Source organism: Psychrobacter sp. DAB_AL43B (assembly GCF_900168255.1).
In the GTDB taxonomy this organism is placed as follows: domain Bacteria; phylum Pseudomonadota; class Gammaproteobacteria; order Pseudomonadales; family Moraxellaceae; genus Psychrobacter.
In genome coordinates, this window is sequence record NZ_LT799838.1 from 1,390,484 (window position 1) to 1,401,863 (window position 11,380).

At 40.4% G+C, this 11,380-nt stretch carries 10 protein-coding genes; 5 read left to right on the top strand and 5 right to left on the bottom strand.

From position 1 onward, the window contains the following. Positions 1-134: 134 nt before the first annotated feature. Entirely contained in the window at positions 135-773 is a 639-nt protein-coding gene (locus DABAL43B_RS06055) for a TetR/AcrR family transcriptional regulator (protein ID WP_079691539.1), read from the bottom strand. 351 nt (positions 774-1,124) lie between these two features. On the opposite strand from DABAL43B_RS06055, the gene DABAL43B_RS06065 reads away from it, so the two are divergent. Next, positions 1,125-2,609 (top strand): aldehyde dehydrogenase family protein, encoded by a 1,485-nt coding sequence (locus tag DABAL43B_RS06065; protein ID WP_079691541.1) that lies wholly within the window; start codon positions 1,125-1,127, stop codon positions 2,607-2,609. A 614-nt stretch (positions 2,610-3,223) separates the two neighbouring features. Here the strand turns inward: DABAL43B_RS06065 and DABAL43B_RS06070 are convergent. Further along, entirely contained in the window at positions 3,224-3,454 is a 231-nt protein-coding gene (locus DABAL43B_RS06070; RefSeq protein ID WP_079691542.1) for a hypothetical protein, read from the bottom strand. 290 nt (positions 3,455-3,744) lie between these two features. Between DABAL43B_RS06070 and DABAL43B_RS06075 the strand changes: the two genes are divergently transcribed. From DABAL43B_RS06075 to DABAL43B_RS06085, 3 genes are all read left to right on the top strand, one after another. Further along, positions 3,745-4,998, top strand: coding sequence for an NnrS family protein (locus tag DABAL43B_RS06075; protein ID WP_079691543.1), 1,254 nt, complete (start codon positions 3,745-3,747; stop codon positions 4,996-4,998). Between the two features lie 122 nt (positions 4,999-5,120). Further along, positions 5,121-5,705: an Rrf2 family transcriptional regulator gene (locus DABAL43B_RS06080; RefSeq protein ID WP_079691544.1), complete on the top strand. Its 585-nt coding sequence runs from the start codon at positions 5,121-5,123 to the stop codon at positions 5,703-5,705. Positions 5,706-5,992: 287 nt separating this feature from the next. Then, positions 5,993-6,784 (top strand): ankyrin repeat domain-containing protein, encoded by a 792-nt coding sequence (locus DABAL43B_RS06085; protein ID WP_227516746.1) that lies wholly within the window; start codon positions 5,993-5,995, stop codon positions 6,782-6,784. Positions 6,785-6,866: 82 nt separating this feature from the next. Here DABAL43B_RS06085 and DABAL43B_RS06090 read toward each other — a convergent pair whose 3' ends face one another. From DABAL43B_RS06090 to DABAL43B_RS06100, 3 genes are all read right to left on the bottom strand, one after another. Beyond that, complete coding sequence (locus DABAL43B_RS06090) at positions 6,867-7,613, bottom strand: hypothetical protein (RefSeq protein ID WP_079691545.1); 747 nt, start codon at positions 7,611-7,613, stop codon at positions 6,867-6,869. Positions 7,614-7,705: 92 nt separating this feature from the next. After that, positions 7,706-8,281, bottom strand: coding sequence for a hypothetical protein (locus DABAL43B_RS06095; protein ID WP_319823003.1), 576 nt, complete (start codon positions 8,279-8,281; stop codon positions 7,706-7,708). Between the two features lie 463 nt (positions 8,282-8,744). Continuing rightward, the gene (locus DABAL43B_RS06100) at positions 8,745-9,695 is read right to left on the bottom strand and encodes a dienelactone hydrolase family protein (protein ID WP_079691546.1); all 951 of its coding nucleotides are present in this window, start codon (positions 9,693-9,695) and stop codon (positions 8,745-8,747) included. Positions 9,696-9,935: 240 nt separating this feature from the next. Between DABAL43B_RS06100 and DABAL43B_RS06105 the strand changes: the two genes are divergently transcribed. Next, positions 9,936-11,336 (top strand): MFS transporter, encoded by a 1,401-nt coding sequence (locus DABAL43B_RS06105; protein ID WP_264753839.1) that lies wholly within the window; start codon positions 9,936-9,938, stop codon positions 11,334-11,336. Positions 11,337-11,380: the final 44 nt, after the last annotated feature.

The following is an 11,380-nucleotide window of genomic DNA, read 5'->3' on the forward strand; positions in this document are numbered from 1 at the left end:
TTTATTTATTAATATTTACAAAAGTATCGTACAAGTGAAAGTAGAATTTAATATTAAGTAGATCGATATAAAGGATTGTTTAGTTTAACTATAGCTAATGAAATGAGTAGAGTAATTAAGGGGATAGAAAGCTGTTAGCGCCCCATTTCGGTGGTCGTCATTTGCCATACTTCTGCTAGTGGTGTATCGGTTTGGCTAATCTTCGCGATTAAACTGGCACCAAGCCATGCAAAATACCAACGCTTTGCCACGCTCTCAGCAGCGATGTTATCGAGATGAGGTACAGAATTATCTGCCCAGCCTGCTTTAATTTGGGACGCAAGCCAAGCAATGGTTTGCTGATAGCCTAAATATAATACTTTACGCATGGGCTCTGATATATCAGCGACTTCAGCGCTTAATTTAACCACCAAACATTTCTCATGATCGCAGCCATTTTGCTGAGTGTCATACCAGTTCTGGAAATAGTCATAAAGCTTTTGTTGGGCGCTGACATCTTGTGCGCCAATAATATCTAGGCGGTTTTTATATTGAGTAAAGTAGTGTTCAATAATTGCTTCGCCAAAGGCTTCTTTTGAGGCAAAGTAATGATAAAAGGAGCCTTTAGGAACCCCTGCCGTATCTAGTATTTGCTTAATGCCAACGGCGGTAAAACCCTTTTGTGCAATCAGCTTATAACCAGTGGCTAACAAATGGGCTTTGGTATTTGATAAGGCAATGCTTGATGGAGCGTTATCTGATGAAATAGGTACTGAGGTATCGGGTATAGACATAAAGCTTATGTTCTCCTTAGAGAGTGTTCTAGTTCGTCATATTTTTAATAGAAATAAATAATTAATGAAAAAGTTACGTTTTTTCAACAAACATTACTGATAAAGCGTTCTTATTCTTATGAGGTCTATGGTAGCATTAGACCAGTCGTCTAGCAAGTTACGTTTTTTATCTGTAAGTTGTTAACGTGTATTTTTAACCAACTTCTTACTATCTAATGACTGCTTATCAATGGCTAAGGCAATGATCCTAAATAACGCAATGCCACTAAATAAATTAATGCTTCTGAATAAAATGACTCTAAATAACAAAATTTCAAATAACATTTTTAAAATAAAAAAATAGGAATAATTATGACTCCCAATAATACTCATTCAAACCCTTATAGTGATTTCGATTTGCAATATATCGCTGGCAAGTGGCAAAAAGGTAGAGACGATAGTGTCAATACCGATACCAATCCTTATAACGGTGATACTTTGGTAGAGATTCAGCAAGCAACGAAAGAGCAGCTTGATGAAGCCTATCAAGCAGCAACTAAAGCACAAGCTGAGTGGGCGCAGCAAACGCCAGCCGAGCGTGCTAGTGTACTTTATAAAGTCGTCGCTATTTTTGATCAGCGTCAAGATGAAATTGTTGACTGGTTAGTGAAAGAGTCGGGCAGTACCCGTATCAAAGCGATGGTAGAGTTCGGTAGTGCACGTGCGATTACCCTTGAAGCAGCCAGTTTTCCGAATCGTGTGCATGGTGAGATTCGTCCTTCTAACACGCCTGGTAAAGAAAACTTTATTTATCGTGAACCGATGGGTGTGATTGCGGTTATCAGTCCATGGAACTTTCCACTCCATTTAACTCAGCGTTCTATCGCGCCTGCTTTAGCATTGGGTAATGCCGTTGTGCTTAAGCCCGCTAGTGATACGCCAATAACTGGTGGTTTGTTATTGGCAAAAATATTTGAAGAAGCTGGTCTGCCAAAAGGCTTGCTTAATGTGGTTGTTGGTGCTGGTAGTGAGATAGGGGACGCCATTGTCACCCACGATATACCAAGTTTGGTATCGTTTACGGGGTCGACTTCAGTAGGTAAACATATCGGTGAGTTGGCGAATGGCGGTGACTACATCAAGCAAGTGGCACTGGAGCTCGGCGGTAACAGCCCGTTTGTGGTACTAAAAGATGCCGATATTGAACAAGCAGTGAAAGCGGCGGCCTTTGGTAAATTCCTGCACCAAGGTCAGATTTGTATCGCTATCAACCGTATTATTGTTGAAGATGAAATCTATGATGATTTTGTAGCGCGTTTCCTTGCTCATGTTAAGACCTTAAGCGTTGGCGATCCTAGCAAAGAAGATACTGCCGTTGGTCCTATTATCAATGATAAGCAAGTGAAGTCATTGAAAGAAAAAATCGCTAAAGCGCAGAAAGAAGGCGCGAAGATGATATTAAGCGGTGAGATAAAAGGTCAAGTAGTGCCGCCACATATCTTTACTGAAGTGACCCGTGAGATGGAATTATCATGTGATGAAGTATTTGGTCCTTTAGTGGGTATCATCCGTGCTAAAGATGAAGACGATGCGTTATCGATTGCCAATGATTCAATGTATGGCTTATCGAGTGCGGTATTTACCAAAGATATGGAAAAAGGCCTACGCTTTGCTCGCGGTATTAAAGCGGGCATGACTCATATCAATGATATTTCAGCCAATGATGACAGTAATGCGCCATTTGGTGGTGAGAAAAACTCTGGGATCGGACGTTTTAATGGCGAGTGGATACTAGAAGAGTTTACTACTTTGCATTGGATTTCAGTCCAGCATACACCGCGTGACTATCCGTTTTAAAAGCAGCCATTTTAAATAATTCGCTTTAAATAATTCGTTTTAAATACTTTGTCTTAAATTTATAGAACCAAAAAGGCCGCCTAGATGGCGGTCTTTTTGGTTCTATACGCTCATTAGCCAAGCTCGCTATGCAACAAGCTCACTAGCACAATAGTGGTAATAATCAATAACGTGACAATAACCAACGCAATTTTCATAATACTGTCTTTATTCATAAACGACTTGCCTAGCTCTACTAATACCTAGATATATTAAGCTAGTATCGTGAGGTAGTCATTAAATGACCTTACTTACCCTCAAAAGCGTTGCTACTATTATTAATATTGCACATACGGTCATTAAGCTCCATGTTGTTTTACCCCAATCTGGCATCATCTTATCACTCTATTGTCTATTATATTCGGTATAAAGAATATAATAGACAATAATATAAATATGTCAAACTCTTTAGAACATAATGGAGATTTCAATATACTGCAGCCAGTGTTAGGAATGATAAATCATAACTCTCAATATAAGCCAAGTTAGGATGATATAAACACTGGTATGTCAAAAAATATATAAATTAAAAAACCGCCATAATAGCGGTCTTTTTTGGATATTTTAGAGCATAATTATTTAAGATGAAAGCCTAACAAACCCTGTATTTCTTCAATAGTCATATGCCTAACGAGCGTCTGTTCTTCTACAGATAGGCGGTTGGTATGTTCTTTTATCATAGTATGAATGCTACGCGCGACTTCAGATGTCGTGGCATAGTACATTTGTGGCTGTTCTTGGGTAAGTTTTATCAAAAATTTATCAATGATTTTATGTTTTTGAGTGGCAGCGTGTTCTACAGTCATGACATTCTCCTAGGTATAAACCATTTAAGCAGTCAGCTTAACGATAGTCAATGCCGATAGTGATGATTATGATGGTAATAATAATGGCAAATATCAAGGTATATGATACTTTAGAGTTTCACATAATATTCGCTTAAGTAGTTTATAGCTTTAGATAAACGATGACTTTAGTATGAATAAGTACTTTAATGAATGATAGCAGTCAAATAGTTTAGGTTGTATTATGTATAACATTCATCTAAAATGAATCTTTATGATAAATCTTCTAACTTTATAATAAGAAGTCTGCTATGCAATCTATCAATTTACCCAGCAAGCCACCGAGTGCTCCACATCCTATACTAAATTTGAGCTTTCGGATATTTTTTAGTGCAGCAGCAATTTTTGCCATTATAACGATGGTATTGTGGGCGTTTGTATTTACCGGACATACGGATATAGAGGCACAAACGTTAAATCCGCTATATTGGCACGGTCACGAAATGATTTATGGCTATGCATTGGCAGTGGTGGCGGGATTTTTATTAACGGCGGTGAAGACGTGGACAGGCGTCATGATGCCGCATGGTTATAAGTTGTTGGCTATTTTTGGCTGTTGGTTACTGGCACGTTTGGGCTGGATAGCATTTGGTTTGGGCGTCACAGTTGCTGGTAGTGGCGCATGGCTATTATATGCCGCTGCGGTGTTTGATTTGTTGTTTGTAGGCACAATGGCTTTTGTGATTTTTCGAGCAGTGTTACAAGTTAAACAATATAAGCAAATGGGTATATTAGCGAAACTTGCGCTGCTGACACTGGGCAACGGTTTGTGCTATTGGGGTATCATCAGCGCCAATATGAATATGACGAAGGTTGGCGTTTATTTAGGTTTTTACCTTATCATTGGCTTGGTATTGACTATTGGTCGCCGCGTCGTGCCTTTCTTTATTGAGCGTGGTCTCAGTATACCTAACGCTAAAGGCGTGGCAGAAACGGTGACGGTACGCAATAATAAAGCACAAGATATCGCAAGCTTACTATTTTTCTTTGCTTTTTTTATCACTGATTTATTTTATCCCAATAAGTATTTTCTGACCATCAGTGCTCTTGGCGTCGCAGTGGTCAATATCGTCCGCTTGATGGGTTGGTATCATCGCGGTATATGGCAAAAACCGCTATTATGGTCGTTATATGTCGCGTTTTTGGGTATGTGTATGAGCTTTATATTGTACGCACTCCAGCCGTGGCTCGGTTATAATCACAGTATTGCGGTACATGGCTTGTCGATTGCCGGTGTAGGTATGATGACTGTGGCTATGATGGCGCGCGTGTCGCTCGGTCATACTGGGCGTAGTATTCATACCCCTCCTAAAACCGTTAATATCATGTTTGGTCTGATGGTATTAGTCTTTGTAAGTCGTGTGTTCTTACCCTTGTTTGACATGGGTCATTATCTGTTATGGATAATGATAGCGCAAGGTGCTTGGATAGCCTGCTTTGTTATATTCTGCATCAGTTATTTGCCGATGCTGGCACGTCAGAGACCAGATGGTTTATTTGGTTAATGGGGTTTGGGTAGATAGAAATAGTAACTCAAGCAACCTTAATTATTTATGTAATAGCTAAGGTTGCTTTGATGATAAATAAGGGTATTTAAAATCCACCTCAAAAATTGGAGCGCTTAACCATGCGACTGACCAACTATAGTGATTATGCGCTACGTTCGTTGATTTATTTAGCGATTAAGCCTGAGCCGCATTTATTGGCTAATATTAGTGATATTGCGATCAGCTACAATATCTCTAGAAGTCATCTAACCAAGATTATTCATCAGCTGGGACAACTTGGCTACATCGATAGTGTCCGCGGTAAAAATGGCGGGATTCGGTTAGCACTTGCCCCAAAGGATATTAACTTGGGCGTGTTGATTAAAAAAATTGAACCAGACTTTAACTTGGTTGAGTGCTTTTCTACGGATTTATTGATTACTCCAAAGCCTGTCAATAGTAAAAACGCCGTGAACGCTAGCAGTAGTAATGAGGAAGCCAGCGCTAAAGATTTGTCGTTGACGCTGATTGATGAGACAGCAAACAATGTAAAATCAGGCTGTGTCATTAGTCCTGTCTGTCAGCTAAAACAGGTGTTTTTTGAAGCATTGACCGCTTTTATCAGCGTACTTGAGCGTTATACGTTGGCGGATATTATTAGCAATGAGTCGGAGTTAGCTGAGTTGTTGTTTTATAGAAATACTGTCGCTCAGGTTTTAAAGTAGGATAGTAAATAGTAATAAGAAAGGCTTGCTATATTAGCAGGCTTTTTTTATAACTTTTTCATGCTTCTTATTACCGCTGTTAAAGAGCCTTGAGGATTATTAAGCTTAAGGAGTGCATAGCTAGGCTTAAGTGATTAGGCTTAAAAAGCTCATATGTAAAACTAGCTAGAAAATAATAGGATAATCACTAAATTCATTGTTTAATATTTTTAATTTGCCTGCTTATTATTGTTAAGTTATGATTAACTTTTTACTGTGCCAGTGAATATTATTTCTAGGATTATGTTATGAACTTCGTTTGTAAAATGAGCGCGTCGGCTGTCATGGCTACTATGTTATTAACAGGTTGCTCAAGCTTAAATACCGATAATAATACAACCAAAGATAGCGTCATACAAACAACTCAAGTTGCTCCTATGCCGCAGACAGGCTTTCGCTTCAGCGATGCTGAGAACTTTGATATCGCTAATAAAGACAAGCTTTCTTATCGTGATTTTTATGAAAAACCATCTACAGGCGCAGATGCTAAATGGTTCGATGCGGTAAAGCATGGCGACTTAGCAACCGTTAAATATATGGTTAATAATGGCCAAAATTTAGAAGTTAAAGACACGGGTAATCTTGATCAAACTGCGTTAGGTTGGGCGGCATTTATTGGTTACGAAGACATTGTTGATTATCTAATTGCTCAAGGTGCAAGTTTGCAGGCGACTGATAAAGGGGATGTCTATAACGTCCTAAAATCTGCCGCACTGGGTAAAAACACCAATGCTGTAAAAAAGGTTTATAACTTATTAAATGCTCAAGAGCCAGTAGATTTAAATGATCAAACATTAGAAGGTGATGGTGAGACCTTGATTATGGTTGCTGCTAGTAACAACCGCATCGAAACGGTGAAATACTTACTATCGAAAGGTGCCAATCCAAATCTTGTGGCGACTACCAAAGATAAAAAGATGGGTTCTTACAATCAAGGCGCATACTCATATGCTTGTACGCGTGGTCATGTAGAAATGCAAAAATTGCTTAAGGCTAATGGTGCTATTAACCATCGCACTGGCAAAGCAAGTTGTGAATAACGATAGTAATGAAGCGACATTAATGAGGCATAGAAAAAGGCTACCGTTTTGGTAGCCTTTTTTTATCTATATCACTCATGTACTAAGCGTTTTCAAGCTTTGGGCGCGCTTTATCAATAGCCTTTAATAACGCTTTTTCAAATTCACCGTCTTTAAATTTGACCAAATATGAATGCGCTGCGCAAAAATTACGCACATCGCGCCAATCATGGGCCAGATTTGTTGCCCAGTCGCAGTATTGCTTACCAGCGTTTGGCTCATTTCTCAGCGCTTTTTTGGTCGTAGGATGTAGGAGTAGCTCGGGTAGCAAAGCCTCTAGTAGTTTTGTCGGCGGGCTCATAAAAGTATCATCGACGTGTAAGCTTTTACTGGCAGGATGGAATACCAGCAATGAGCCTGCATGAATCATCTCATTGGGCGAGATATAATGAATGCCTTGTGACATGGAGAACTTAAGCTCAGGATAGCGCTCGGCGACCGCGTCACTTTCGACCAAGTCATCCGCCCATTGTACTTCCGGTATTTTTTTATGATGACGGCTGCTGCCATAAAATGTGGCTTGCGGAAAGTCCTTCGCCATTTGCGCACAGTGTACTGTGTGGAATGGATGGACGTTCAGCACGGCTTCGACATCTTGACCGTTATTGGTTAATGCCATGACTTCGTCACGCACTTCACACGTTAAAGCGTAACTGTCCAAAAATACAAAACGTCCTGAGGCTAGTTTTACCAGTGAGCATTGAGTGCCAATATTTATGACACCGCCAACGCGAAATGAGCCGCGTATATTCCAAAACCCTGAACCTAAATCATGAATTTTATCTGACATTATTATTATCCTTATGTTTTTTTAAAAGTGGGTTGAGAGTGCGAATGCTATTTATCAATATAATAAATGCTTTTAAATAAGTGTTTGAATAGTTATGAATTTTCAAGCTCAGCACGAGCGCCATTAATGATAGACACTAGCGCGGACTCAAATTCACCTTCGCCAAACTCAACCAAACCAGAGTGTGCGCCACAAAAATATCGTACATCACGCCACTTATGTGCCAGTGCCGTCGCCCAGTCGCAATATTGCTGACCTGCATTTGGCTCATCTTTCAGCGCCTGCTCAGTCGTCGGATGCAAGCCCAAAGTAGGCTGTACCGCATTTAATAGTTTAGAAGGAGGAATCTCAAAGGTGTCATCAACATAAATACTTTGACTGGCAGGATGATAAACCAATAGCGAGCCTGCATGGACAGCGTCATCGGGTGCAATGTAGTAAATTCCTTTAGGGAGAGAGAATTCAAGTTCAGTATAGCGTGCAGCAACGGCATCGCTCTCGACCAAATCCTCTGCCCAATTAATTTCTGGTACTTGCTCAAGATGGCGGCGGCTGCCATAAAATGTAGCTTGCGGGAAGTCTTTTGCCATTTGCGCGCAGTGTACGGTATGAAAGGGATGGATATTTAGCACCGCTTCGACATCCTGACCGTTATTAGTCAAGCTCATTACTTGCTGACGAACTTCACCTGTTAACGTATAGCTGTCTAAAAATACAAATCGTCCCGATGCTAGCTTTATTAGAGCAGATTACCCACCGATATCGATTATGCTGTTTTTAATAAATGAGCCCCGTATACTCCAAAACCCTGCCCCTAAATCATAAATTTTATCAGTCATTGGAATTATTCCTTAATATTTTTTTATTTATAGGTTTTAACGCTTTTAACGTCTTAGATTGTTGAATACTGTTTATTAATAGATGAATACTATTTATCAATGAATGATATCTGTCATCAATAAATAACACTTTAAGATTATGGTTTTTTAAGTAAACAAAGTCTGTACTAAAACAGATAGAAACCATGTAGATGTGTAAAAATGAAGAAATGACTAGGGAGATGTTTTAGATTGCAATGTAATGCAGTGCTGTATTACAGCCCCTGAACAACGCGGCTGTTAAACAACGCGACTATACGCAATCTTTATAATCATAACCCGATATACGAGGGCTATTACCATAGTTTTCCTTACTACATAAGAATTTATCAAAACGGGTATCATTATTTAAGTAACGCTGCATCCATGCGATACCGGGTTTACTAAGTAATATCTCATTGAAGCGATAGCTTGGACAAAAGTGGCTACCATTTTTTATCTTAATCTTCATTTTAGGGCCAGAGGCATTATTATAAAAGACATTGCTATGTTTCTTATTAGAGGCAATGCGATCGTTCTGACAGCTAATAAACAACGCTGGCGTGTTCATATCGCCATAGTTTTTATCGTGATAGGCCGTTTGCGGAATAATTGCACGAACGGTATGACGTTCTGTCGCTAACCGAAGCGTACCGCCGCCGCCCATTGACCAACCAATAGCGCCCAAACGATTGCTATCTATCTGAGCGCCAACTGTAGTGTCATTGATAATATGATCAAGGGCTGCGCTCAATTGCGTCGCACGGCTATCTGGATCATCATAAATAGAGTTGGTATTGATCGTAATAACGACAAATCCCCAAGAGGCCAGACGTGGTCCCCACCACTTAATGGATGATTCATAAGACACATAACCGGGTATCACCGCGATACCTGCTAATAAACCACAACCGCCAGCATTGATTGGATAATGAATCGTTCCGCCACCAAAGCCGTTTGCTAGCTGGCGAGGTACATGCTTGCTAGCCACAGAAAAAGGACCGTTATCACGAGTGTTTGAAAGCTCAGCGGCAGTGATTTGACTATCAGCGATACAGTTTGGTTTTTTTGATGCTGATACTGATTCTAGCGATGTTGGCAATACTTGCGTTGATAGTGTTTTTGTGGTTAGTACTTCGTCTGACGTGAGCGCTGCCACATTTAGAGAAAAAATTAATGCGCCCGTAGCGGTAAGTAGCTGTGGAAAAAAATTGTTATTTAACATGATAAATAGTCTGTTATATGAGAGTTGTTTTTTCTGTAGGTTATACTATGTAATAGCTAATTTATCTATTACAAATAATGTATCGTAGAGCGCAATAATAGTAGACAGTAATCCATTAGCTGTCAAAAATAACAGTCACCTACGCAGTGTTGATACTATTTGCTTAGCAAAACGCAAATAACACACCGAAACCTGGGTTTGTTATTTGATGTGATAAAATGATGTGTCACTCGTTTTATTATGAGCCACGATTTTTTTCGTGGTTATCAGCTCATATATCATCGCCTCATTTCTATCAACTACGCCTACCTAGCCTCAGCTAAAAAGGCCTCCAATATAGTCAGTACTACTTTGAATAATACGATTAATAACAGCATCAGTAACAATGCTAATAACAGCGTTAATAACGACGCCAAAGATAACACACCAACAAACCGCAATATTCAAGCGCTTAAAACACAGCCGACATTTTATTCACCTTCATGGGTATTAAAGCTCACCATTGGTTTGATTGGGATGTTTGCTTTTTTGCAGGTGTATTCTATTCAAGCAATTTTGCCCGTATTGATGATGGATTTTTCAGCCACTGAGGTGCAGGCCGGAATGATTGTTGGCGCGACGGTGATGGCGATTGCCATTATGTCGCCGTTTTTAGGGATGCTGTCTGATGCCGTCGGGCGTAAGTCATTTATCGTTGGAGCATTGTTGTTTTTAGCGATACCCACTGCTTTAATCGCCCAAAGTCCGGATATTGGCTGGATGGGTATGTGGCGGTTCATGCAGGGATTGTCTGTCCCAGGTATTACCGTAGTAACAATCGCTTATATCGGTGAGGAGTTTGAGGGACGGGCTGTGACAGAGCTGATGTCCTTTTATGTATCCGGCTCAGTTCTGGGTGGCTTTATGGGTCGGTTTTTACTTGGGCATTTACATGAGCTTATCGGCTGGCGTGCAGGCTATTATGTGATGGCAGTTATGACACTTATCGGTGCGCTGTGGGTCGGCAAGATGCTGCCATCGTCACGGCACTTTGTGGCCAATCCAAATTTTCGCTCAGCGATGCAGACGCTCGGTGAGCATTTGACCAATCGCTATGTAGTGACAGCCTGCCTGCTTGGTGCCTGTGTGTTGTTTTCGCTAGTGGGCTGTTTTACCTTTATTAACCTTCATCTTGCTGGTACGCCATATGAATTAGGGACGGGCGCGCTTGCTAATATTTTTGCAGTGTATTTAATCGGGGTCATTATCACGCCATTATCGACCACATTACTACGTCGATTTGGTGCTGCGAGAACGGTTCGAGTCGCGGTTGTTGTATCGATGATAGGTGTGCTGTTAACACTTGTGACGCCGTTATGGGGCATTATTGTTGGGCTTGCCATTATGTCATCAGGCGTATTTATTACCCAAGCCGCGACCATCAGTTACATTGCGGTGAATGTTAAAAAAGGGCGCTCCTTGGCCTCTGGTTTATATTATATGGGTTACTACGCTGGCGGCACTATGGGCGCATGGTTATGCGGTATCGTTTATGCGCGTGGACAATGGTCGCTTACTGTTTGGTTATTATTGTTTGTACAAATATTGGCATTGTTAGTGGCAAGCATTGGGATGGTCAAAACACGTGTACGGGCGAATTAATATACACTTGTCATAGCATAATGAAACGAATATTTAAATGATAG

What these genes read in the sequence shown, in the direction of transcription:
- DABAL43B_RS06100 (WP_079691546.1), bottom strand. Translation starts at nt 9,695, where the DNA reads ATGTTAAATAACAATTTTTTTCCACAGCTACTTACCGCTACGGGCGCA.
- DABAL43B_RS06085 (WP_227516746.1), top strand. Translation starts at nt 5,993, where the DNA reads ATGAACTTCGTTTGTAAAATGAGCGCGTCGGCTGTCATGGCTACTATG.
- DABAL43B_RS06080 (WP_079691544.1), top strand. Translation starts at nt 5,121, where the DNA reads ATGCGACTGACCAACTATAGTGATTATGCGCTACGTTCGTTGATTTAT.
- DABAL43B_RS06105 (WP_264753839.1), top strand. Translation starts at nt 9,936, where the DNA reads ATGAGCCACGATTTTTTTCGTGGTTATCAGCTCATATATCATCGCCTC.
- DABAL43B_RS06070 (WP_079691542.1), bottom strand. Translation starts at nt 3,454, where the DNA reads ATGACTGTAGAACACGCTGCCACTCAAAAACATAAAATCATTGATAAA.
- DABAL43B_RS06065 (WP_079691541.1), top strand. Translation starts at nt 1,125, where the DNA reads ATGACTCCCAATAATACTCATTCAAACCCTTATAGTGATTTCGATTTG.
- DABAL43B_RS06055 (WP_079691539.1), bottom strand. Translation starts at nt 773, where the DNA reads ATGTCTATACCCGATACCTCAGTACCTATTTCATCAGATAACGCTCCA.
- DABAL43B_RS06095 (WP_319823003.1), bottom strand. Translation starts at nt 8,281, where the DNA reads ATGAGCTTGACTAATAACGGTCAGGATGTCGAAGCGGTGCTAAATATC.
- DABAL43B_RS06090 (WP_079691545.1), bottom strand. Translation starts at nt 7,613, where the DNA reads ATGTCAGATAAAATTCATGATTTAGGTTCAGGGTTTTGGAATATACGC.
- DABAL43B_RS06075 (WP_079691543.1), top strand. Translation starts at nt 3,745, where the DNA reads ATGCAATCTATCAATTTACCCAGCAAGCCACCGAGTGCTCCACATCCT.